We start from the raw sequence: 21,606 nt of genomic DNA on the forward strand, positions 1-21,606 counted from the left end.
CGGACCTGTGCGGACCTGCACCGGGGCTGCTCGGCCCGGGCGGGCCGTCAGCCGGTGGAGGCCGTCCGGAGGTCCTCCAGGAAGCCTGCGGCCGCACGGGCGTTGGGCACCGGGAAGGTGAGCGGGAGACCGGCCGAGTGCGTCCGGACCTCCAGCTCGCCGAGGGCGGAGGCCCGGGCCGAGTGCACCTCCGGCCACCGGTAGGCCTCCGTCGCGGCGAGCGGGTGCGGTGGCCGGTGCACCAGCCCGCCGGCCGTCACCGTCAGTCGCCCCCGGACGAAGCGGACGCTCCCCTCCGCGCGCAGCGTCTCGTGCAGGGCGGCCCGGAGCCCGGGGGAGAGGCGCTCCTCCAGCTCCCGGAACAGCCTGCCCAGCCCGCCAAGGTGCGCCAGCACCAGCGGCTCGTCCGCGCCCGCCGGCCATATTCGCCCGTGCTCGTACTCCCCGTGCGGCCCTCCCGGGGAGTACTCGGTGGCCTCCATCGCGCGCCAGGGCAGCGGCTCCTCGCCGCCGCCGGCCGAGACCAGCACCAGCCCGCCCTCGTGGACCCGTACGGAGCGCAGCCCGGGTGTGGGCCGCAGCCGCTCGTACCCGCTCACCGCCACCACCGCGGCGGCGGCCAGTACGGGCGCGGGCCACCACTCGCCGAGCGCCAGACAGACCACCACGGAGACGGCCACCCCGCAGGAGTGCAGCCACACCCGCGCCGGCCAGGACAGCGGCCGGAACCGTCTGTGCACCCGCAGCACCGGGCCCAGTCGACCGGCAGCGCCGGCCGAACCAGCCACGCCGGCCGCACCGGCAGAAGCGGCCAGGTCGGCAGAACCGGTCGCACCCGCCGACCGCACCCGCGTCGGCGACCACGTCACCGCCACGTCGGCCCCCTTTCACTCGGCTCAGTCGGAGGGCTCCCCCAACGGAACCGCGACTTCCAGAACCCCAGCATCGACCGCGCGCCGCCCCCGGCGACAGTGCCAATCAGCACCTTTTGGCCTGGTTAGACCCCGCCATCATCGCGCCCCGGCCGCAGCCGCCCGCCACGGGGGTGGGGACGAACGGCCCAGGTGCCCCTGGGCGGGGCCGCAACGCCCGCCCGGGCGGCCCGCACCACCGTCATACCGAGCTCCCTCCGCTCCGCGGCAACCCCTCAGGAGGGCCGCAACCATCGGATGCCCAGGATCGACTCCTCACCGCGCCCGCCGACAGTGCCGATCGGCACATTCCGACGGAAATCCCCCGCCGTCACCGCCGGAACCCCCGTCGCCGCCGGAACCCCCGCCACCACCCTCACCCCGTCGCCGCGAACCCGTTCTGCAGCCCGCGCAGCAGCGCCGTGCCCGCCGGATCGACCGACCGGCGGGTGTTGGCCAGCACCACGGCGCCGACCCGCTTCTCCGGGTCGAAGGCCACGAACGAACGGAACCCGCCGGTGCCCCCGTTGTGCCAGATCTGGAGGTGCCCGCCCTGCTGGGTGTGCAGCCGGTGCCCGAGCCAGCCCAGGTGCGTCCAGGCGAAGGGGTTGACCCGGTGGCGGGTCTCCCGGGTGAGGGCGATCGCGGCCGACAGCGGCGCCTCCGGCTCGCGCCCGGCGGCGAGTTGGGCCCGCAGGAACACCACCAGGTCGGCGGCGGTCGACCGGAGCCCGCCCATGCCGGGCACGGCCCCGAAGCTCCAGTGCGGCACCGGCCGGCCGCCCGGCGTGTGCCCGTGCGCCAGCCGCGCGGACTGCTCCTCGTCCGACCGCACGCAGGTGTCCACCAGGCCCAGCGGTGCGCAGACCTCGCGCGCCACCAACTCCTCGTACCCGACGCCGGACCGTTGCGCGAGGGCCAGGCCGAGCAGCCCCGCGCCGAGGTTGGAGTAGCGGAAGCCGCGCCCGGGCGTGGTCCGCAACCGCGTCCGCGCGAGCCCGTCGAGCACCCGCTCGGTGGTGCAACCGGCGTACGGATCGGGCTTGTTGGGGGACAGCAGTGACTGCGCCAGCATGCCCCGGGGCAGCCGGGGGAGCCCAGAGGTGTGGGTGGCGAGGTGCCGCAGGGTGATCGGCTGCGGGCCCCTGGCCGGGACGACGGCCCGACCGCCCGAGGCCCCCGTGAGCACCTCGGCGAGCGGTTCGTCCAGCCGGACGGCTCCGTCGAGCGCCAGCCGTGCGAGCACGAGCGAGGTGAACACCTTGGTGACGGAGCCTATGTCGAACAGCGTGTGCGGCCCGGGTATCCCACCGCCCGGACCGGTCCGCCCGGCACCCCGGATCTCCACGTGGTCGCCGGCCAGCCCGGCGACCACCGCGCCGACGTGTCGGCCCGCGAGCCGGTCGGCCGTCTGCTGCACGAGACAGGCGAGTTCGTTCATGCTCGCGAGCCTAGGCGCCCGGTTCGGCCGGATCGTCCGCCCGGAAAACGATATCGACCCCGCCGATGCTCCTGCGGAGGTACGACCCCGCCGACCCCCAACCGACCCCCCGCGCGATCCCCACGGCAGGGCACGGAGCCGGAGCCCTGCCCCCGTCACTCCTCCAGCGCCTTCCGCAGCCGGGCCGCGACCTCCGCCGCCCCCGCCTCGTCCGGATACCGCCGCCGGGGCCAGAAGAACCCGCGCAGCCCGTCCTTCGGATTGCGCGGCACCACGTGGACGTGCAGGTGCGGCACCGACTGGCTGATCCGGTTGTTCGCCGCCACGAAACTGCCCGCCGCGCCCAGCCCGCGCTCGACGGCCCCCGCCACCCGCTGCACCCGCAGGAAGAACGGCCCGACCTCGGCGGCGGGCAGGTCGGCCAGCGTCGGGTGGTGGGCGCGCGGCACGACCAGGACGTGCCCGGGGAACAGCGGCCGGCGGTCCAGGAAGGCCACCGCCACCTCGTCGTCCAGCACCCGGTGCGCCGGCTCCTCGCCCGCCACCACCGCACAGAAGACGCAGTCCATCCGTCCATTCAAACCACCGGCCGGCCGCCCCGGCACCTCCGCAAACCCCGGTGGGCCCGGCATCACCCGTCCGGCCGCCGCCCGGGTGCGGCCTGGGCGGTGCCGGGCGCACGGTGGCGCCGGGGGCCGGACAGCGGGCGCATCGAGCGCTCCACGAGGAGGCCCCGCGAGGAGGTGGCCCCGATGTCGGGCAAGTTCGAGGTCTATCAGGACGCCGGTGGCAAGTACCGGTTCCGGCTCAAGGCGGGCAACGGCGAGATCGTCGCCACCGGCCAGGGCTACGCCAGCAAGGACGCGGCCCACAAGGGCGTCGAGGCGGTCCAGCGGGCCGCCGACGGCGCGCCCGTGGTGGACCTTCCCAAGGCGGCCTGAGCCCACCGCCGCCCGAACCCAAGGCGGCCTGAGCCCACCGCCGCCTGAACCCGAGGCGGCCTGAGCCACGGGGCGGCCGGAGCCCCGAGGCTCAGGCCGGGCGCGCGGCCCGGTGGGTCGGGCGCCGGGCCGGCCGCCGGGCACCTCGCCGAGCACCTCGCCGGGCACCCGCCAAACCGACCGCCGGACACTCACAGCGAGACGGGGACCCCGAGCGGAGAAGTCCCCGCTGCCTCACTCGTACCGGTACAGCAGCGCCTCCCGCTCGATTTGCTCGATCATCTCCACGGTCAGCGACTCGTCCCGCAGGTGCGAGAGCGTGACCTCCGCCGAACTCGGCTGCGCGTCCTTGGCGAGCCAGTTCTCCGGCTTCCACGCCGAGGAGCGGAGGAAGGCCTTCGGGCAGTGCCCGTACACCTCCTCGACGGCGACCACGATGGCGCTGCGCGGCGGCTTGCCGACGGCGGTCAGCTGCCGCAGCAGCTCCGGGTCGGTCGAGACGCAGGCCCGCCCGTTGACCCGCAGGGTGGCGTCCCGGCCGGGGACGACGAAGAGCAGCCCGACCCGGCCGGTCTCCAGGATGTTGTGCAGGGTGTCCAAGCGCTTGTTGCCGGTGGCGTCCGGAATGGCCAGGGTGTACTCGTCGAGCACCGAGACCAGCCCGGCCGGCCCGCCGCGCGGGGAGACGTCGCAGCGCCCGGCGGCGTCCGCGCTGGCCACGAAGACCAGCGGGGAGCAGGCGATCAGGCGCTGGGCGACCTCGTGCAGGTGGTCGACCTGCTTGCGGCGCGCCTGGTCGCCGGGCTGCTCGTAGATCTCGCGCAGCTGGGCGGGATCGCTGAGCGCGCCCGCGTGGAGGGCGTCGAACAGGCTGCCCGGCCGGTTCGGCGCGGTGGTTGCGGTGGTTGACGAAACGACAGATTCCGGTGTGGTCGTCATACCGGGAATGTAGCCGAGGCCGCTCGGCGCACCCCGTTCCCCGGGCCCTGGCAACCCTCCGTGAAATTCCGGCTCCACCCCTCCCCACCAGCGGGTTTCCGCTCATAATGGGGGCCAGGGACCACTGGCTCGGGGCTCGCCGGGCGGGGACCGCCGGGTCAGTGGTCAGCGCGCCCGGGCGAGGGATGCCCGGGCGCGGGACGCCAGCCGCAGCCGGAGGTGGTGGTCGTGATCGTCAGGATCTGGGCCGGGCAGGTCTCGGCCGGTCGCATCGAGGAGTTCTGCGCGCACCTGGCCGCCCAGGTGATCCCGCAGCTCGGGCGGACCGACGGCTGCCTCGGCGGCGAGCTGCTGCGCTCGGTGTCCGAGGACGGGCACCGGGTGCTGGTGCTGAGCCGCTGGCGCGACGAGGAGGCGCTGCGCGGGTACGCGGGGCCGATGTGGCGGATCCGGCCGGTCTGGTCGGAGGGCGAGCTGAGCTACCTCGCCCACCCGCCGGAGGTCACCCACTTCACGTCGATCACCGCCCCCGCGGCCCTCTGAGCCGCGGCCCTCCGAGCGCATGGCCCGCCGAACACGCGCACCCCCGCGCACATGGCCCTCCAACGTACGCTCGCCCCCCGGCGGAGCCGCGGTAGCACCCCGCCGCGCATTCCCCGCAAGCCCGTGAAACAGACCACAGCCGGAGGCCCTCCCTGCCCTTGCGCCGACCGTGGCACAATGACGGCATCAAGCAGTGACGTTCAGCGCACTCCGGGGTCGGTGAAAATCCGAACCGGCGGTTACAGTCCGCGACCCGTCCGCAGCCAGCGGCCGGTTGACCAGGTGAAATTCCTGGACCGACGGTTAAAGTCCGGATGGGAGGCGTGCGCGGGCGGACGAAGAGCAGTACCCGTGGGTCCAGTGGCAGGAGACTGCCTCCCGGGCCCCGGTCAGGTGAACGACGGGAGCGGTGTCTCCCGTGCCGGGCGAGCGATCTCCCGGTGGCCTCGGCATCCCCGGCGACGGGCGTGTCCCGGGTCCGTGCGCCGGTGCCCGTCCGTGTCATCTCCCATGCCGCCCCGGAGTCCGCGCCCCAAGCGCGAGGAGAACCCGGGTGTTCACCGGCATCATCGAAGAGCTCGGCGAGGTCGTGTCGATCGAGGAGATCGGCGACTCCTCGCGGATCCGCCTGCGCGGCCCGGTGGTCTGTACGGGTGCCCGGCACGGCGACTCCATCGCGGTCAACGGCGTGTGCCTGACCGTTGTCGACAGCCCGGCGGAACTGGCCGCCGGCACCGGTGAGTTCAGCGCCGACGTGATGGCCGAGACGCTGCACCGCTCCAGCCTCGGCGAGCTGGCGCCCGGCTCGCGGGTCAATCTGGAGCGCGCCATGGCGCTCGGCGCCCGGCTGGGCGGCCACCTCGTCCAGGGCCATGTCGACGCCACCGGGCGGCTGTTGAGCCGCGAGCCGGGCGAGCGCGACGCGGCGGGCGAGCTGCGCTGGGAGGTGCTGCGGTTCTCGCTGCCCGGCACGATCTCCCGCTACCTGGTGGAGAAGGGCTCGATCACGGTCGACGGCGTCAGCCTCACCGTGGTGGAGGCGGCTGCGGACAGCTTCACCGTCAGCCTCATCCCGACCACCCTCGCGCTGACCACGCTCGGCGCCAAGGCCGTCGGGGAGGGCGTCAACCTCGAGGTGGACGTGCTCGCGAAGTACGTCGAGCGCCTCCTGGAGTCCCGCACCCTGCCCGACTTCCCGAACCTGCCGAACCTTTCCAACCCGCCCCACCCGTCCGACCTTTCCAGCCTGTCCACCCCGTCCGGCCTGCCGGTCGACGGAACCCCGGGGGAGTCCGAGTGAGCTGGCTCAGCGGCGAGGCGTTCACCGTCCTCGGCGAACACGTCAAGTGGGCCGACATGTTCGGCAACATCCTCGGCCTCGGCGGGCTCGCGCTCGGCTGGCGCCGCTCGGTCTGGAGCTGGCCGGTCCAGCTGCTGTCCGGCGCGGTGCTGATCGCGGCCTACCTCGGCGGCCACGTCCCCGGCCTGATCGGCAAGCAGCTGATCGTGATCGTCACCGCCGCCTGGGGCTGGGCGCAGTGGCAGCGGGGCCGCCGTGAGGGCGGCACGATCGCCGTACGGTTCGCGAGTTGGCGCGAGCGGATCGCGCTGGCGGCGGGTACGGCGGCCGGCACGGTCGCGCTCGCCCTGCTCTTCACGTCCTACCCCAGCCTGTCCTGGAGCCCCTGGTCGGACGCCTACGTCTTCGTCGGCACGCTGGCCGCGATGGTCGCCCAGGCCCGCGGCTGGGTGGAGTTCTGGTTCGCCTGGATCGCGGTCGACGCGGTCGGCGTGCCGTTCGCCTTCAACAGCGGCTACACCTTCTCCGGCCTCACCTACTCCGTCTACTTCGTCCTGGTGCTGCTCGGCCTGCGGTCCTGGTGGCTGAGCACCCGTGAGCCGCGCGCCAAGTCCGCCACCGTCCCGCAGGGAGCCACGGTATGACCGAGATGACCGAGAACCAGTCCAGCCACGGGGCCACCGGGCCCGACTCCGACCCCGAGCTCGTCCTCGACCCGGTCGAGCGGGCGATCGCCGACATCGCGCTCGGCCGCGCCGTGGTCGTGGTCGACGACGAGGACCGCGAGAACGAGGGCGACATCGTCTTCGCCGCGTCCGCCGCGACCGCCGAGCTGATGGCCTTCACCGTCCGCTACAGCTCCGGCGTGATCTGCGCCCCGATGACCGGCGAGGAGCTGGACCGCCTCAAGCTCCCGCCGATGACCCAGGTCAACGAGGACCGCAAGGGCACCGCGTACACCGTCTCGGTGGACGCCCGGGAGGGGGTCGACACCGGCATCTCCGCCGCCGACCGCGCCCGCACCGTACGGCTGCTCTCCTCGCCCGGCACCGAGCCCGGCGACCTCACCCGCCCCGGGCACGTCTTCCCGCTGCGCGCCGTCGAGGGCGGCGTGCTGGTCCGCCCCGGCCACACCGAGGCCGCCGTCGACCTGGCCCGGCTCGCCGGGCTGCCGCCGGCCGGCGCGATCGCCGAGGTGGTCAACGACGACGGCACCATGGCCCGGCTGCCCGAGCTGGTCGCCTTCGCCCGCGAGCACGGCCTGGCGATCATCTCCATCGAGGACCTGATCGCCTACCGCCGCCGTACCGAGCTGCACGTCGACCGGGCCGCCGCCACCGGCCTGCCCACCGTGCACGGGGAGTTCACCGCCGTCGGCTACCGGGGGACCATCGACGGCGTCGAGCACCTCGCGCTGGTGGCCGGCGGCCTGGACGCGGAGGGGCGGCTGCCGGACGGCGAGGACGTCCTGGTGCGGGTCCACTCCGAGTGCCTGACCGGTGACGTCTTCGGCTCGCTGCGCTGCGACTGCGGCCCGCAGCTGGAGGCCTCCCTGCGGCGGGTCGCCGAGGCCGGGCGCGGCGTGGTGCTGTACCTGCGCGGCCACGAGGGGCGGGGGATCGGCCTGGCCCACAAGCTGCGCGCGTACGAGCTGCAGGAGCGGGGGCGGGACACCGTCGACGCCAACCTGGACCTCGGCCTGCCCGCCGACGCCCGCGACTACAGCATCGCGGCCCAGATGCTGGTGGACCTCGGCGTCCGCTCGCTCACCCTGCTCACCAACAACCCGCAGAAGCTGACCGCGCTCACCGAGCACGGGCTCAAGGTCAAGGGGCGCGAAGCGGTCGAGATCGCGCCCGGCGAGCACAACCTGCGCTACCTGCGCACCAAGCGCGACCGGATGGGCCACGACCTGCCCGGCCTCGGCTCCTGAAGCCGCACACCTCAGAACCAGCGACGACACCAGGGAACGGAAGAGAACATGAGCGGTCACGGAGCCCCCGAGCTGACCATCGACGGCGCCGCCGGCCTCAAGGTCGCCGTCGTCGCCGCCCAGTGGCACGACACGGTGATGAACGGCCTGCTGGACGGCGCGCACCGCGCGCTCAAGGAGCTGGGCGTCGCCGAGCCGACCGTGCTGCGGGTGCCCGGCACCTTCGAGCTGCCGGTCGCCGCCAAGCGCCTCGCCGAGCGCGGCTACGACGCCGTGGTGGCCCTCGGCGTGGTGATCCGCGGCGGGACCCCGCACTTCGACTACGTCTGCCAGGCGGCCACCAGCGGCCTCACCCAGGTCAGCGTGGACACCGGCGTCCCGGTCGGCTTCGGCGTGCTGACCTGCGACAACGAGGAGCAGGCGATCGACCGCGCCGGCCTGCCCGGCTCCGCCGAGGACAAGGGCCACGAGGCCGTCACCGCCGCCGTCGCCACCGTCGTGGCGCTGCGCGCCGCGCTCTGACACGGGGCCGCACCCGGTCCGTCCGGTCCCGGAGCGCGGACGTCCACCCGACTGTCCACGCTCCGGGACCGTTTACCGTCCGTCCGCCCGCACGCCGTAAGGTGGCCCCATCATGGCTTCGAAGACATTCGAGGAGCTCTACGCCGAGCTCCAGCAGAAGGCCGCCACCGGCGACCCCTCGTCCTCCCGTACCGCGCAGCTCGTCCAGCAGGGCGTCCATGCGATCGGCAAGAAGGTCGTCGAGGAGGCCGCCGAGGTCTGGATGGCCGCCGAGTTCCAGACGGACGAGCAGACGGCGGAGGAGATCTCGCAGCTCCTCTACCACCTCCAGGTGATGATGATCGCCCGCGGACTGACGCTCGACGACGTCTACAAGTACCTCTAGACACCCCCGCTCTCCCGAGCACCCCCATCCTCCGAACAGGTAAGGAAGCAACCTCCCATGCTGCGCATCGCCGTCCCCAACAAGGGTTCGCTCTCGGGTCCCGCGGCGGAGATGCTCCATGAGGCCGGCTACCGCCAGCGGAAGGACCCCAAGGAGCTCGTCCTCGTCGACCCGAACAACGAGGTGGAGTTCTTCTTCCTCCGCCCGCGCGACATCGCGGTGTACGTGGGCTCCGGCCGCCTCGACGTCGGGATCACCGGCCGCGACCTGCTGCTGGACTCGCACTCCAACGCCGAGGAGGTGCTCGCCCTCGGCTTCGCCGGGTCGACCTTCCGCTTCGCGCGCCCCGAGGGCGTGGACGTCGAGGACGTCAAGGGCCTGGAGGGCCTGCGGATCGCCACCTCGTACACCGGCCTGGTCGAGCAGCACCTGGCCGACCACGGCGTGAAGGCGACGGTCACCAAGCTGGACGGCGCGGTCGAGACCGCGGTGCAGCTGGGCGTCGCCGACGTGATCGCCGACGTGGTGGAGACCGGCACCAGCCTGCGCAACGCCGGCCTGGAGGTGTTCGGCGAGCCGATCCTGGTCTCCGACTCCGTGGTGATCCGGCCCAAGGGCGCGGGCGAGGACACCCGGGTGGAGCAGTTCCTGCGCCGCCTCCAGGGCGTGCTGGTGGCCCGCCGCTACGTGCTGATGGACTACGACATCCGCGCCGAGAAGGTCGGCGCGGCCGTCGCGCTCACCCCGGGCCTGGAGTCGCCGACCGTCTCGCCGCTGCACACCGAGGGCTGGGTCGCGGTGCGGTCGATGGTGCTCCGCAAGGAGGCTCAGCAGATCATGGACGACCTCTGGGGCATCGGCGCCCGGGCCATCCTGGTCACCAACATCCACGCCTGCCGCCTCTGACCCGCCCGCCCGAGCGCGGGTAAAGAACGGTTCAATGGGGCGGGGACGCCGGTCGGCGTCCCCGCCCCGCCGTGCTGCCGCCCCCAGAACCACCCCCGGAGAACCCACGTGTCCACGCCGTCCGTCCAGTTCCCCGTCACCTGGGCTCCGCGCCGCACCCGCGCCGTACTGCTGCCGGTCTGCGTGCTGATGGTGGTGCTGTTCTCCGCGATGGCCGTGCTGCTCCCGGAGAACTGGCAGCTCAACGACCGGATCATGATGACGGCCAGCGGCCTGCTGTTCGCCGGCGTCGGCCTGATGCTGGCCCGCCCCAAGGTGAGCGCCGACGCGGAGGGCGTGACGGTGGTCAACTTCGTCCGCCGCCGCCGGCTGGCCTGGGCCGAGATCGTCCGGGTCAACTTCCGCCAGGGCGACCCGTGGGCCACCCTCGACCTCGCCGACGGCACCTCGCTCGCCGCGGTCGGCATCCAGTCCGGCGTCGGCAAGGACCAGGCGATCGCGGACGCCCGGGCGCTGCGCGACCTGGTCGAGCACCACGCCCAGGCCTGAGCCCGCGCCCCGGCCCGCAGCCGGGCGGACGCCCCCCACCTGGGGTTCCCCGCCCCCGGCGGGCCGAACGGGCTTCCTACGCCCATCCGGGTATGGTCTACGCTGGTAAAAGCAGGGCAAAGTTCGCCCTGCCCGAAAATCGAGTGCCCGAACCCGACCAGAGGAGTGACACTCCCCCTCGATGGACGATCCGTCCGGTAGTACCTGCGCCGCCTCGCTTCCGCTCCCCGGAAGGCAGGCGGCACTGTGATCACCGCCTGGCTGCTGTTGCTCGCAGCCGTTCTCCTGATCCTCGCCAACGGCCTCTTCGTGGCTGCCGAGTTCGCCTTCGTGACCGTCGAGCGCGGTGAGGTGGAACGCTCCGCGGAGACGGGCGACGCCAAGTCCCGCCGCGTCGCCGGGGCCCTGCGGCACCTCTCCTTCGAGCTGTCCGGCGCCCAGCTCGGCATCACCGTCACCTCGCTGGTGGTCGGCATGCTCGCCGAGCCGGCCCTGTCGACCCTGCTCGCACCCGTGATGTCCGGCATCGGCGTGCCCGACTCGGCCGCCCGCGGCGTCTCCGTGATCGTCGGCATGGTGCTGGCCACCGTCGTCCAGATGGTGATCGGCGAGCTGGTGCCGAAGAACTGGGCGATCTCCCGCCCGCTCCAGGTGGCCCGCGCGGTCGCCGCCCCGCACATGGCCTTCTCCCGGGTCTGCCGCCCGCTGATCAGCTTCCTCAACGGCACCGCCGACCGGACCGTACGGGCCTTCGGCGTCGAGCCGCAGGAGGAGCTGGGGCACGCCCGCACCCCCGACGAGCTGGTCTCGCTGGCCCGTCACTCGGCCAAGGCCGGCGCGATAGACGAGGAGTCGGCGACCCTGTTCGTCCGCACCCTCGCGCTGAGCGAGCTGACCGCCGAGTCCGTGATGACCCCGCGCGTCGACGTGGCCGCGCTCCAGCGCGACGCCACCGCCTCCGACGTCATCAACCTGACCCGGGCCACCGGCCTGTCCCGCTTCCCGGTGCACACCGACAGCCTGGACGAGGTCACCGGCATCGTCACGCTCAAGGACGCCCTGGCCGTCCCGGCCGCCCGGCGCGGCCTGGTGCGGGTCGCCGAGCTGGCCTCGCCGCCGCTGCTGGTGCCCGAGACGCTGCCCGCCGAGCGGCTGCTCGACCAGCTGCGCCGCCTCCAGCCGATGGCCATCGTGGTCGACGAGTACGGCGGCACCGCCGGCGTCGTCACCGTCGAGGACATCGTCGAGGAGATCGTCGGCGAGGTGCAGGACGAGCACGACCCCGACGACCACCCCGAGCTGTTCCCGCTGCCGCCGGTCAACGGCCTGCCGGTCTGGGAGGCCGACGGCCGCGCCCGGATCGACCAGCTGGAGCGGATCGGCCTGAACGCCCCGGACGGTCCGTACGAGACCCTGGCCGGCCTGGTCGCCGACCTGCTCGGCAAGCTCCCCGAGGTGGGCGAGCAGGCCGAGCTGCCCGGCTGGCGGTTCACCGTGACCGGTGTCGACCGCCACCGCACCACCGAGGTCCGGGTGGAGCGCACCACCGCGCCCGCGCGCTTCGACGAGGACCGGGAGGAGGGCCGATGACCGCCCTGCAACTGGCCGTCGCGCTGCTGCTCCTGCTCGGCAACGCCTTCTTCGTCGGCGCCGAGTTCGCCGTGGTGTCGGTGCGCCGCAGCCAGATCGAGCCGCTCGCCGAGGCCGGGCACAAGCGCGCCCGCACCGTGCTGCACGCGCTGTCCAACGTCTCGGCGATGCTGGCCGCCGCCCAGCTCGGCATCACGGTCTGCTCGCTGGGCCTCGGCGCCCTCGCCGAGCCGACCATCGCCTCGCTGCTGGAGGGCCCGTTCCACGCGATCGGCGTCCCGTCCGGCCTGATGCACCCGCTCTCGTTCGGCATCTCGCTCGCCCTCGTGGTCTTCCTGCACATGGTGTTCGGCGAGATGGTGCCGAAGAACATGGCCATGGCCGGCCCGGAGAAGGCCGCGCTCTGGCTCGGCCCGCCGCTGGACCGGCTGGCCCGCTGGCTCGCCCCGGTGATCCGGGCGCTGAACGCCTCCGCCAACGGCATCCTGAAGCTGTTCCGGGTGGACGCCAAGGACGAGGTCGAGTCGGTCTTCACCACCGAGCAGCTGATGTACCTGCTGGCGGACTCCCGGGACGCCGGGCTGCTCGACGAGAGCCGCCAGGAGCGCCTGGAGGACGCCCTGGAGCTGGGCCGCCGCCCGGTCACCGAGGTGCTGCTCAAGCCCGAGCAGCTGGTCACCGTGGACACCAAGGCGACCGCCGCCGAGGTCGAGGAGCTGGCGCTGCGCACCGGCTTCTCGCGCTTCCCGGTCACCGACGGCGACCCGGCCGGCCACGGCTACCTCGGCTACGTCCACCTCAAGGACATCCTCGACGTGGACGACCCCTCGGCACCCGTCCCGGCCCGCCTGTGGCGGCCGATCACGGTGCTGCGCGGCAGCCTCCCGCTGGACGACGCCCTCGGCGCGATGCGCCGGGCCACCTGCCACCTGGCCGCCGTGCTGGACCAGGACGGGCGCACGCTCGGCGTGGTCATGCTGGAGGACGTGCTGGAGGAGCTGGTCGGCGAGATGCACGACCCGGACCACCGCGCCACGGCCTGACGCCCGTCGGCCGGCGCCTCCCCGGAGAGTTCCGGCTTTCGCCGACGGCGTGTCCGCTCCTGGCGATTCTGCCCTGAGCATGCACCCGTTCCCATGCCGGCCACCCTGGTAGCAGGGTGGTCGGCATGAGACTTCTCCTGCTGGGTGGAACCGGGTTCGTCGGACGGGTCGTCGCCGAGGAGGCGCTGGCCAGGGGCTGGGAGGTGACGGCCCTCAACCGCGGCACGCAGCCCGCGCCCGGGGGCGTCCGGGTGCTGACGGGCGACCGCACCGCGCCGGACGGCCTCGCGGCGCTCGGCACGGGGGAGTGGGACGCGGTGGTGGACACCTGGTCCTGGGCCCCCGCGGCGGTGCGCGACAGCGCCCGCCTCCTGAACGGCCGGGTCGGCCACTACGCCTACGTCTCCAGCCGGTCGGTGTACGACCACCCGCTGGTGGCCGGGGCCGGCGAGGCCGCGCCGGTGGTCGCCTCCTCCCCGGACCTCACCGGCGAGGTGCCCTACGCCGAGGCCAAGCGCGGCGCGGAGCTGGCGCTGGAGGCGGAGTTCGGCGGGCGGGCGCTGCTCGCCCGGGCCGGGCTGATCATCGGCCCGCACGAGGACATCGGCCGGCTGCCCTGGTGGCTCAACCGGATCGCCGAGGGCGGCCCGGTGCTCGCCCCCGGGCCGCGCGACCTGGCCCTCCAGTACATCGACGTGCGCGACCTCGCGGCCTGGCTCCTGGACGCCTCGGCGGCCCGGCTCGGCGGCCCGTACAACCTGGTCGGCCCGTCCGGCCACGCCACCATGGGCGAGCTGCTGGAGGCCTGCGTACGGGCCACCGGCTCGGACGCCGAACTGCGCTGGACGGACCCGGAGCGGATCCTCGCGGCGGGCGTCGAGCCGTGGACCGAGCTGCCGATCTGGCTGGGGCCCGGCGAGCTGTACGACTTCCTGCACACCGGCTCGGTCGAGCGCGCGCTCGGCGCCGGGCTGCGCTGCCGCCCGGTCGCCGAGACCGTCGAGTCCACCTGGGCCTGGCTGCGGTCCATCGGCGGCAGCGCGCCGCAGCGGAGCGACCGGGTCAGGGTCGGGCTGGACCGGGAGCGGGAGGCCGCGCTCCTCAGGGGCTGAGCAAGGGGCCGGTGCGGGGATCAGCTCCGGCCGTCGATCAGCTCCCCGTACGCCTGGACGAGGTCCGGCAGCCGCAGGGTGGCCAGGTCCTCCCGGCCCGGCGGCTCGCGCAGCAGCGTCAGCCGCAGGTCCCGGTAGGCGCAGGACTTCTCGTACAGGGTGCGGATGAACCGGCCGTTGCCCAGCTCGTCGATCCAGCCCTCGCGGACCACGTGGGTGCAGATGCTGGCCAGCTCCTCGGCGGCGTCCTCGTCCCAGCCGTCGCCGTCCCGGCCGGCCAGCGCGGCGCCGATCGCGGTCAGCTCGCCGGGGCGGTAGCTGGGGAAGTCGACCCGGGTGGTGAAGCGGGAGTTGAGGCCGGGGTTGGTGGCGAGCAGCCGGTTCATGCCCTCGGGGTAGCCGGCCAGGATCACCACCAGCCGGTCCCGGTTGTCCTCGGCGCGCTTGAGCAGCACCTGGAGCGCCTCGTCGCCGTACGCGTCGCCCTTGGTGTAGCCGGAGTTGGAGAGGCTGTACGCCTCGTCGATGAACAGCACGCCGTCCAGCGCGGAGTCGATCAGCTCGTTCGCCTTCACGGCCGTCTGGCCGAGGAACTCGCCCACCAGGTCGGCGCGTTGGGCCTCCACGAGGTGGTCGCCGGAGAGCAGGCCGAGGGCGTGGAAGACCCGGCCGAGGATCCGGGCCACGGTGGTCTTGCCGGTGCCCGAGGGGCCGGAGAAGACGAAGTGGCGCTTCGGCGGCTGGACGGGCAGGCCCTGCTCGGCCCGCAGCCGCGACATTCTCAACTGGGCGGACAGCGCCCGCACCTGGCGCTTGACCGGCTCCAGGCCGACCATCAGGGAGAGTTCGGCCAGGGCCGCGTCCAACTCCCGTTCGTCGCCGGCGGACCGGAGCTCCGGCACGGCGGCGGTCCGGGGCTGCACCCGGCCGAGGGCGGGCAGCGGCGGTACGGCGGGGCCGGTCGGGGCGCCCGAGCCGGAGCGCTCCCCGGCGGCCTGCGGAGCGCCGTCGGCCGGGGCGCCGTCCAGCCGGGCACCGCCGGTCGCGGTCCCGTCCAGCAGGGCGCCGCCGGCCAGGGCCCCGTCCGCCGGGGGGCCGTCCACCAGTCCGGCGTCCACCGAGGGTCCGCCGCCGTTCGACGCCAAGCCGTTCGACGCCAGGCCGTTCGACAGCAGGTCGTTCGACAGCCCGCCGGGCACTCCGTCGCTCGACAGCCCGTCGCCGGGGACGGTCGCGCCGCCAGGCCCGGCCGCGTCCGCGAACTCCTCCCCGTACCCGGGCAGTTCGGGGTATCCGGCGTCGTCCGGGTAGCCGGGTTCGGCACCCGGCCCGCCCGGTGCGGCGGCGTCGGCCGCACCCGGGCTCCCGCCCGCCGTCAGCCCGTCCGCGAGCCCGTTGGCGAGCCCGTCCGCGATGGCGTCCACGAGGCCGTCGGCGAGCGCGTCCTCGGCCGAGATGGCCGTCAGCCGGGTCGCGGTGTCCATGAACGCCGGGTCCGCCCGGTGCACCGCCCGGTAGAGCGGCAGCGCCGCGGCGCTGCGCCCGGCCCCCTCGTACGCCCGGGCCAGCCAGTACCGCAGCTCCTTGCGCTGCGGCTGCTCGGAGCGGCAGCGGGCCAGCGAGGCGGCCAGCGGGGCCTGCGCCTGGGCGCACATGTCGAGGCGCACCCGCGCCATGCCGGCGAACAGCCCGGCCTCGATGCCGAGCAGCGGGTCGTCCAGCAGGCGGTCGGTGTCCCGGATCAGCTGCTCCCAGTCCTTGAGCAGGTAGGACCGGCAGGCGTACAGGAAGCGGGCGGACGGGTCCTCGCTGGGCGCCGGACACTGCTCCAACGCCCGGTCCAGCTCGGCCAGGTGGCGGCCGTCCAGCCAGTGCGAGGCGTGCGCCAGCGCGAGGTCGCGGGCGTCCTCCAGCACCGGCTGCACCCACCAGCCCAGCCAGTACCAGGAACTGAGCGGCCGTCGGTGCAGTCGCCGCTGCTCGCCGAACCGCTTCTGGTTGCGGTACATGGCCAGCAGTGCGGCCGAGGTGTCGCTGCGCAGCGCGTGCAGTCCGAGCCAGGCGTCGGCCATGCCCGGGTCCAGCCGGACGGCGGCCCGGAACTCCTCCTCGGCCCGGGTGTACGCACCGGCCGTGTACGCGTCCATGGCGCGCAGCCAGGCGCGGTCGGCGAGCCGGTCGGGCCCGCCCGCCGTGCTGTCGGAACTGTCCACCGTCGTCACTCACGCCCCCCGCGGTGCGGCCCGGGGCTCGGCCGGCGGGTTGCCTGCGCCTAGCCTGGCCGGTGGTCGTCGACCCCCTGTGGCGCAACTGCGCCTGCCAGGAATCGTACCGGCGCGGCGCTGATCCGGAAGGGTGCCGCACAGGGGCAAATGCGATCGCACGAGCGGCCGTTGAGCGGCCGGGCGACGAAACGGGCGGCGGGGGAGCGGGTTTCGGAAGGGGACCGGACGGCGTCCCCGGCTCACGGGGGAACAAGCCGGGGGCGCCGGGTCCGAGGCAACCGGAATCTGGTGTTCCGGTGGCTGAGGAGAACCTAGATCCTGGCGATGTCGCAGGTCAAGGCGTTGGTTGAAGATTCACCGACGGTGTCCGGGGCGATCCGGCCGGTCACCCCGTCGACCCGCGTCACGGCGTGCGGACGGCTCGGATCGGCGGCGAAATGCGCCGATTCGGCCCGGGCCCAGCCCGCCCAGAACTCGGCCAGTTCCGGCCCGTCCCGCTCCTCCCCGCGCCGCCGGGCCGAGACGGCGTCCAGCTCCATCCAGATCACCCGGGCCAGCCACGGCCGCACCGCCCGCCGCCCGGCGCCGACCCCCTCCACCAGCACCACCGGGGCGGCCGGCACCGCGGCCGTGCCCGCGAAGCGGCGCAGCGTCCAGTCGTACACCCGGTACTCGGCGTCCCGCCCGGCCGCCAGCGGCTCCAGCACCTGCTCGCGCAGCCGTCCGGTCCACCCGAAGGGCTCGCGGTGGGTGGCCAGGTCGTCGAGGTGGACCACCGGGGCCCCGCCGAGCGCCGCCGCCAGCCGTCCGGCGAAGGTGGTCTTGCCGGAGCCCGCGTGGCCGTCCACCGCGACCAGCCGCACCGGCCCGCAGGAGGGCGGCAGTGCTCGCAACTCGGCCGCGAGCGCGGTCAGCCGGTCGTCCGGAGCGGGCCGGAATCGGGTCGGGAGGGGTTCGGATACAGCCACAACGTCAACCCTACGGTGCCGTAGCCCGCCACTGCGTCCAGTTCATATGTGCAGGTCGTGACGGCAGCGCGGGTTTCGGGCATACTCGCCTTCGCCACGACTGTGAACGGCCGTTCACCGCAACCCGGTGCCGGTCGGTCCGACCAGCCACACCCACGCCGGACCGGCCGACACCTCGGTCCCGCGCCCCGATCGAGGAGGCGACCACCGCCATGACCCCCTCCCCTGTGAAAGCCGTGGAGCGCCAGCTGCCCACCGAGGAGGCCCGCGAGCTGCTGGGCCTCACCCGGGACCTGGTCCAGCGCGAGCTCCAGCCGCGCGCGGCGGAGGACGAGGCCGCCGGCCGCTTCCCGCGGGAGGTCTTCCGCACCCTCGGCGAAGCCGGCCTGCTCTCCCTCCCGTACGACGAGAAGTACGGCGGCGGCGACCAGCCCTACGAGGTGTACCTGCAGGTGCTGGAGGAGCTCGCGGCCGGCTGGCTGGCCGTCGGCCTCGGCGTCAGCGTGCACACCCTGTCCTGCCACGCGCTGGCCACCTTCGGCACCGACGAGCAGCGCGAGACGTGGCTGCCCGCCATGCTCTCCGGCGAGCAGCTCGGCGCCTACTGCCTCTCCGAGCCGCAGTCCGGCTCCGACGCGGCCGCGCTGCGCACCCGCGCCGACCTCGACGGCGACACGTACGTGGTGAACGGCACCAAGGCCTGGATCACCCACGGCGGCCAGGCCGACTTCTACAGCGCCCTGGTGCGCACCGGCGTCGACGGCCCCAAGGGCATCAGCTGCCTGCTGGTCCCCGGCACCCAGCAGGGCCTGTCCGCGGCCCCGCCGGAGCACAAGATGGGCATGTGGTCCTCGCCGACCGCGCAGCTGCACTTCGACGGCGCCCGGGTGCCCCGCGAGCGGCTGGTCGGCGAGGAGGGGCAGGGCTTCCAGATCGCGCTCGCCGCGCTGGACTCCGGCCGCCTCGGCATCGCCGCCTGTGCGATAGGGGTGGCCCAGGCCGCGCTCGACCTCGCCGTCGACTACGCCCGCACCCGGCGCCAGTTCGGCCGCCCGATCGCCGAGTTCCAGGGCCTGTCCTTCATGCTCGCCGACATGGCCACCCAGATCGAGGCCGGCCGCTCGCTCTACCTCTCCGCCGCCCGGCTGCGGGACGCCGGCCGCCCGTTCTCCAAGGAGGCGGCGATGGCCAAGCTGTTCTGCACCGACGCGGTGATGCGGGTGACCACCGACGCCGTCCAGGTGCTCGGCGGCTACGGCTACACCCAGGACTTCCCGGCCGAGCGCTACATGCGCGAGGCCAAGGTGCTGCAGATCGTCGAGGGCACCAACCAGATCCAGCGCCTGGTGATCGGCCGCCACCTCACGAAGGCCTGACGGCCTTCCCTCTCCACGGCCTCCGGCCGTCACTCCAGGGTGCGGAGTGACGGCCGGAGGCGTTCCCGGCGGAGCGTCAGCTCGCCTTGGCGGTACGGGCGGTCAGCGCCGGACGACGGCGGCGCTGCTCGGGGATGGCGGCCCGCATCGTCGCGACCGTCGGGGCTGCGGGCGCGGTCGGAGCGGCCTGGCCGACCGCGGCGAGCCGCACCGGGCGGTGCGCGACGGCGTGCGAGAACGGCTGGGTGCGCCAGTCCAGCCCGGTCGGGAGCTTGAACAGCGCGTCGATCCGGGCCGGTTCGGCGTCCTCCGGGGCCTCGACCTCGGCCAGGTCGTCCGTCGGGGTGCCCGAGCCCGGGCAGATCGCGGGGGCGAAGGGGTTCCAGGCGGTCGGCAGCAGCGCGTGCTGCGGCAGCCGGTCCTCGTCCGCCACCAGGGCGATCGGGCGGCGGCACTCGGGGCAGTCGACCCGGAAGATGTCCCAGTTCTCCGCCTCGCCGGGGTCGGTGCCCGGCATGTAATCGACCGCGAGGTCCTCGCGGTCGGTCATATCGTCGGTCTCGTCGGCGCCCAGCACACGCTGGTCAGTAGCAGGCATGAGGATCCCCCTAGGATCGGGCCCGGCGTGGTCGTCCAGGGCCACAACCAGCACTTCCCTGTGATCAGGACTCATAACCCTGCGGTCCCGTGCACCGTGATGCACCGGGTGTGTCCTTGGCCACACCGGACGCCACATTCGCCCGGCATGTGCCCGCCCGGTACCTGCGATCCCTCCCCGTGCCACCGCGTGCGCCCCCCGTGCTCCCGACCGGGTAGGTTTGCGCACTGTGGAGGATCTCGACCAACGCATTGTCCAGCTGCTCCTCGAAGACGGCCGGATGAGCTACACGGACCTGGGCAAGGCCACCGGCCTGTCCACCTCGGCGGTGCACCAGCGGGTGCGCCGCCTCGAACAGCGCGGGGTGATCCGCGGCTACACCGCGATCATCGACCCCGACGCCGTCGACCTGGCGCTGACCGCGTTCATCTCGGTCAAACCCTTCGACCCGAGCGCCCCGGACGACACCCCCGAACGGCTGGCCGGCCTGCCCGAGATCGAGGCCTGCCACAGCGTCGCCGGGGACGAGAACTACATACTCAAGGTCCGCGTCGGCGCCCCCGGCGACCTGGAGGACCTGCTGGCCCGCATCCGCAGCGCCGCCGGCGTCTCCACCCGCACCACCGTCGTCCTGTCCACCCCGTACGAGGCACGACCCCCGAAGCTCTGACCCCGAACGGGCGGGGTGCAGACTTGGCCGCATGACCGAACGCACTCCCCGGACCGTCCTGCTGCGCGGCGGCGCCGTCTACAGCCCCGCCGACCCCTTCGCCACCGCGATGCTCGTGGAGGGCGGGCACGTCGCCTGGGTCGGCAGCGACGGCGCCGCCGAGGCGTACGCCGCGACCGCCGACGAGATCGTCGAGCTGGACGGCGCCCTGGTCACCCCCGCCTTCGTGGACGCCCACGTGCACGCCACCGCCACCGGCCTGGCGCTCACCGGCCTCGACCTCACCGGCAGCCCCTCGCTGGCCGCCGCCCTGGCCGCCGTCACCGCCTTCGTCGACGCCCGGCCCGAGCCCGGCGGGGTGCTGATCGGCCACGGCTGGGACGAGAGCGGCTGGCCCGAGGGCCGCCCGCCCACGCTCGCCGAGCTCGACGCCGCCGCCCGCGGCGCCGCCCTCTACCTCTCCCGCACCGACGTGCACTCCGCCCTCGCCACCACGGCGCTGCGCGACCTCACCGAGGGCCTGGCCGAGGCGCCCGGCTTCAACCCCGAGGGCCCGCTCACCAGGGACGCCCACCACGTCGTGCGGCGGACCGCGCTGGCCCGGCTGACCCCCGAGCAGCGCCGCCGCGCCCAGCGGGCCACCCTGGCCCGCGCCGCCGAGCTCGGCATCGGCGCCCTGCACGAGTGCGCCGGCCCGGAGATCTCCTCGGAGGCCGACCTGGCCGCCCTGCTGGCTCTCGCCGCTGGCGGCGACGGGCCCGAAGTCTTCGGCTACTGGGGCGAGTTGGGCGGTGTCGAGACCGCCCGCCGGCTCGGTGCGGTGGGCGCCGGCGGCGACCTCTTCGTGGACGGCGCGCTCGGCTCGCACACCGCCTGCCTGCACGCCCCGTACGCGGACGCCGGGCACACCGGCACCGCCTACCTGACCGCCGGGCAGGTCGCCGACCACGTCGCCGCCTGCACCGGGGCCGGGCTCCAGGCCGGGTTCCACGCGATCGGCGACGCGGCCGTGGCCGCCGTGATCGAGGGCGTCCGGGAGGCCGGCGTCCGGGTCGGCGCCGACCGGGTCAAGGCCCTGCGCCACCGCGTCGAGCACGCCGAGGCCCTGGACGACGAGGCCGTCGCCGCCTTCGCCGAACTCGGCCTGACCGCCTCCGTCCAGCCCGCCTTCGACGCCGCCTGGGGCGGGCCCGAGGGCATGTACGTCCAGCGTCTGGGCGCCGAGCGGGCGGCCGCCCTCAACCCCTTCGCCGCGCTGCTGCGGGCCGGCGTCCCGCTGGCCTTCGGCTCGGACGCCCCGGTCACCCCGCTCGACCCCTGGGGCACCGTCCGCGCGGCGGCCTTCCACCGGACCCTGGAGCACCGGATCTCGGTGCGGGCCGCCTTCACCGCCCACACCCGGGGCGGCTGGCGCGCCGTCGGCCGGGACCAGGACGGCGTGCTGGTCCCCGGCGCGGTCGCCAGCTACGCGATCTGGGCGGCCGGCGAGCTGGTCGTCCAGGCCCCCGACTCCCGGGTGGCCGGCTGGTCCACCGACCCGCGCTCCGGCACCCCCGGCCTGCCCGACCTCACCCCGGGCCACCCGCTGCCGACCTGCCTGCGCACCGTCGTCCGCGGCCGCACGGTGTACCAGCGGTAAACCCCGTGGATCGGC

At 74.3% G+C, this 21,606-nt stretch carries 22 protein-coding genes and 1 riboswitch; of the genes, 15 read left to right on the plus strand and 7 right to left on the minus strand.

The genetic code is table 11. The features are described 5' to 3' along the window. Window positions 1-47: 47 nt before the first annotated feature. The 3 genes from ACFVXH_RS14950 to ACFVXH_RS14960 form a co-directional block, all read right to left on the minus strand. A complete protein-coding gene (locus tag ACFVXH_RS14950) occupies window positions 48-740 on the minus strand; it encodes a hypothetical protein (RefSeq protein WP_387823491.1) in 693 nt (230 codons plus the stop codon). A 547-nt stretch (window positions 741-1,287) separates the two neighbouring features. Continuing rightward, entirely contained in the window at window positions 1,288-2,352 is a 1,065-nt protein-coding gene (locus ACFVXH_RS14955; protein WP_387823494.1) for a serine hydrolase domain-containing protein, read from the minus strand. Between the two features lie 155 nt (window positions 2,353-2,507). Further along, window positions 2,508-2,921 (minus strand): HIT family protein, encoded by a 414-nt coding sequence (locus ACFVXH_RS14960; protein WP_387823497.1) that lies wholly within the window; start codon window positions 2,919-2,921, stop codon window positions 2,508-2,510. 183 nt (window positions 2,922-3,104) lie between these two features. On the opposite strand from ACFVXH_RS14960, the gene ACFVXH_RS14965 reads away from it, so the two are divergent. Continuing rightward, the gene (locus tag ACFVXH_RS14965; protein WP_049651337.1) at window positions 3,105-3,293 is read left to right on the plus strand and encodes a DUF1508 domain-containing protein; all 189 of its coding nucleotides are present in this window, start codon (window positions 3,105-3,107) and stop codon (window positions 3,291-3,293) included. A 234-nt stretch (window positions 3,294-3,527) separates the two neighbouring features. Here ACFVXH_RS14965 and ACFVXH_RS14970 read toward each other — a convergent pair whose 3' ends face one another. Beyond that, the gene (locus ACFVXH_RS14970) at window positions 3,528-4,232 is read right to left on the minus strand and encodes an MSMEG_1061 family FMN-dependent PPOX-type flavoprotein (RefSeq protein ID WP_117486974.1); all 705 of its coding nucleotides are present in this window, start codon (window positions 4,230-4,232) and stop codon (window positions 3,528-3,530) included. Window positions 4,233-4,460: 228 nt separating this feature from the next. On the opposite strand from ACFVXH_RS14970, the gene ACFVXH_RS14975 reads away from it, so the two are divergent. From ACFVXH_RS14975 to ACFVXH_RS15025, 11 genes are all read left to right on the plus strand, one after another. Next, window positions 4,461-4,775, plus strand: a complete 315-nt coding sequence (locus ACFVXH_RS14975) for an antibiotic biosynthesis monooxygenase family protein (RefSeq protein ID WP_380743535.1) — start codon at window positions 4,461-4,463, stop codon at window positions 4,773-4,775. A 202-nt stretch (window positions 4,776-4,977) separates the two neighbouring features. Then, window positions 4,978-5,105: riboswitch (FMN riboswitch) on the plus strand. A 223-nt stretch (window positions 5,106-5,328) separates the two neighbouring features. Continuing rightward, on the plus strand, window positions 5,329-6,075 hold the full coding sequence (locus ACFVXH_RS14980) for a riboflavin synthase (RefSeq protein WP_387823502.1): 747 nt from the start codon (window positions 5,329-5,331) through the stop codon (window positions 6,073-6,075). Further along, window positions 6,072-6,719 (plus strand): nicotinamide mononucleotide transporter family protein, encoded by a 648-nt coding sequence (locus ACFVXH_RS14985; RefSeq protein WP_049651339.1) that lies wholly within the window; start codon window positions 6,072-6,074, stop codon window positions 6,717-6,719. The genes ACFVXH_RS14980 and ACFVXH_RS14985 overlap by 4 nt, the downstream gene beginning before the upstream one ends. A 5-nt stretch (window positions 6,720-6,724) precedes the next feature. Beyond that, window positions 6,725-8,008, plus strand: a complete 1,284-nt coding sequence (locus ACFVXH_RS14990; RefSeq protein WP_117491499.1) for a bifunctional 3,4-dihydroxy-2-butanone-4-phosphate synthase/GTP cyclohydrolase II — start codon at window positions 6,725-6,727, stop codon at window positions 8,006-8,008. 48 nt (window positions 8,009-8,056) lie between these two features. After that, on the plus strand, window positions 8,057-8,530 hold the full coding sequence (ribH, locus tag ACFVXH_RS14995) for a 6,7-dimethyl-8-ribityllumazine synthase (RefSeq protein ID WP_049651340.1): 474 nt from the start codon (window positions 8,057-8,059) through the stop codon (window positions 8,528-8,530). A gap of 112 nt (window positions 8,531-8,642) precedes the next feature. Next, a complete protein-coding gene (locus ACFVXH_RS15000; RefSeq protein ID WP_049651341.1) occupies window positions 8,643-8,915 on the plus strand; it encodes a phosphoribosyl-ATP diphosphatase in 273 nt (90 codons plus the stop codon). A gap of 57 nt (window positions 8,916-8,972) precedes the next feature. Beyond that, window positions 8,973-9,821 carry an ATP phosphoribosyltransferase gene (gene hisG / locus ACFVXH_RS15005; RefSeq protein ID WP_049651342.1) on the plus strand — a complete coding sequence of 283 codons (849 nt, stop codon included), beginning with the start codon at window positions 8,973-8,975 and terminating at the stop codon, window positions 9,819-9,821. A 108-nt stretch (window positions 9,822-9,929) separates the two neighbouring features. Next, window positions 9,930-10,370 (plus strand): PH domain-containing protein, encoded by a 441-nt coding sequence (locus tag ACFVXH_RS15010; RefSeq protein ID WP_049651343.1) that lies wholly within the window; start codon window positions 9,930-9,932, stop codon window positions 10,368-10,370. 246 nt (window positions 10,371-10,616) lie between these two features. Continuing rightward, entirely contained in the window at window positions 10,617-11,960 is a 1,344-nt protein-coding gene (locus ACFVXH_RS15015) for a hemolysin family protein (RefSeq protein WP_387823507.1), read from the plus strand. Next, entirely contained in the window at window positions 11,957-13,003 is a 1,047-nt protein-coding gene (locus tag ACFVXH_RS15020) for a hemolysin family protein (protein WP_049651345.1), read from the plus strand. The genes ACFVXH_RS15015 and ACFVXH_RS15020 overlap by 4 nt, the downstream gene beginning before the upstream one ends. A 125-nt stretch (window positions 13,004-13,128) precedes the next feature. Beyond that, window positions 13,129-14,115, plus strand: coding sequence for an NAD-dependent epimerase/dehydratase family protein (locus ACFVXH_RS15025; protein WP_387823510.1), 987 nt, complete (start codon window positions 13,129-13,131; stop codon window positions 14,113-14,115). Between the two features lie 20 nt (window positions 14,116-14,135). Here the strand turns inward: ACFVXH_RS15025 and ACFVXH_RS15030 are convergent, their stop codons facing one another. Both ACFVXH_RS15030 and ACFVXH_RS15035 read right to left on the minus strand, forming a co-directional pair. After that, window positions 14,136-16,262 carry an AAA family ATPase gene (locus tag ACFVXH_RS15030; RefSeq protein WP_387823578.1) on the minus strand — a complete coding sequence of 709 codons (2,127 nt, stop codon included), beginning with the start codon at window positions 16,260-16,262 and terminating at the stop codon, window positions 14,136-14,138. Window positions 16,263-16,651: 389 nt separating this feature from the next. Then, complete coding sequence (locus ACFVXH_RS15035) at window positions 16,652-17,308, minus strand: uridine kinase (protein WP_074005168.1); 657 nt, start codon at window positions 17,306-17,308, stop codon at window positions 16,652-16,654. 212 nt (window positions 17,309-17,520) lie between these two features. Between ACFVXH_RS15035 and ACFVXH_RS15040 the strand changes: the two genes are divergently transcribed. Further along, window positions 17,521-18,684: an acyl-CoA dehydrogenase family protein gene (locus tag ACFVXH_RS15040; RefSeq protein ID WP_049655285.1), complete on the plus strand. Its 1,164-nt coding sequence runs from the start codon at window positions 17,521-17,523 to the stop codon at window positions 18,682-18,684. Between the two features lie 76 nt (window positions 18,685-18,760). Here the strand turns inward: ACFVXH_RS15040 and ACFVXH_RS15045 are convergent, their stop codons facing one another. Then, entirely contained in the window at window positions 18,761-19,282 is a 522-nt protein-coding gene (locus ACFVXH_RS15045) for a hypothetical protein (protein ID WP_181970507.1), read from the minus strand. Between the two features lie 229 nt (window positions 19,283-19,511). Here ACFVXH_RS15045 and ACFVXH_RS15050 point away from each other — a divergent pair, with 229 nt between their 5' ends. Both ACFVXH_RS15050 and ACFVXH_RS15055 read left to right on the plus strand, forming a co-directional pair. Beyond that, window positions 19,512-19,952 carry an Lrp/AsnC family transcriptional regulator gene (locus ACFVXH_RS15050; RefSeq protein WP_045694655.1) on the plus strand — a complete coding sequence of 147 codons (441 nt, stop codon included), beginning with the start codon at window positions 19,512-19,514 and terminating at the stop codon, window positions 19,950-19,952. Between the two features lie 31 nt (window positions 19,953-19,983). After that, window positions 19,984-21,591: an amidohydrolase gene (locus ACFVXH_RS15055; RefSeq protein ID WP_387823515.1), complete on the plus strand. Its 1,608-nt coding sequence runs from the start codon at window positions 19,984-19,986 to the stop codon at window positions 21,589-21,591. Window positions 21,592-21,606: the final 15 nt, after the last annotated feature.

This window comes from Kitasatospora sp. NPDC058184 (assembly GCF_042883725.1).
Classification (GTDB): Bacteria; Actinomycetota; Actinomycetes; order Streptomycetales; family Streptomycetaceae; genus Kitasatospora.

Coding starts and splice junctions, on each gene's coding strand:
- ACFVXH_RS14955 (WP_387823494.1), bottom strand. CDS start 2,352: ATGAACGAACTCGCCTGTCTCGTGCAGCAGACGGCCGACCGGCTCGCG.
- ACFVXH_RS14960 (WP_387823497.1), bottom strand. CDS start 2,921: ATGGACTGCGTCTTCTGTGCGGTGGTGGCGGGCGAGGAGCCGGCGCAC.
- ACFVXH_RS14965 (WP_049651337.1), top strand. CDS start 3,105: ATGTCGGGCAAGTTCGAGGTCTATCAGGACGCCGGTGGCAAGTACCGG.
- ACFVXH_RS14970 (WP_117486974.1), bottom strand. CDS start 4,232: ATGACGACCACACCGGAATCTGTCGTTTCGTCAACCACCGCAACCACC.
- ACFVXH_RS14990 (WP_117491499.1), top strand. CDS start 6,725: ATGACCGAGAACCAGTCCAGCCACGGGGCCACCGGGCCCGACTCCGAC.
- ribH (WP_049651340.1), top strand. CDS start 8,057: ATGAGCGGTCACGGAGCCCCCGAGCTGACCATCGACGGCGCCGCCGGC.
- ACFVXH_RS15000 (WP_049651341.1), top strand. CDS start 8,643: ATGGCTTCGAAGACATTCGAGGAGCTCTACGCCGAGCTCCAGCAGAAG.
- hisG (WP_049651342.1), top strand. CDS start 8,973: ATGCTGCGCATCGCCGTCCCCAACAAGGGTTCGCTCTCGGGTCCCGCG.
- ACFVXH_RS15020 (WP_049651345.1), top strand. CDS start 11,957: ATGACCGCCCTGCAACTGGCCGTCGCGCTGCTGCTCCTGCTCGGCAAC.
- ACFVXH_RS15025 (WP_387823510.1), top strand. CDS start 13,129: ATGAGACTTCTCCTGCTGGGTGGAACCGGGTTCGTCGGACGGGTCGTC.
- ACFVXH_RS15030 (WP_387823578.1), bottom strand. CDS start 16,262: ATGGACGCGTACACGGCCGGTGCGTACACCCGGGCCGAGGAGGAGTTC.
- ACFVXH_RS15040 (WP_049655285.1), top strand. CDS start 17,521: ATGACCCCCTCCCCTGTGAAAGCCGTGGAGCGCCAGCTGCCCACCGAG.
- ACFVXH_RS15045 (WP_181970507.1), bottom strand. CDS start 19,282: ATGCCTGCTACTGACCAGCGTGTGCTGGGCGCCGACGAGACCGACGAT.
- ACFVXH_RS15055 (WP_387823515.1), top strand. CDS start 19,984: ATGACCGAACGCACTCCCCGGACCGTCCTGCTGCGCGGCGGCGCCGTC.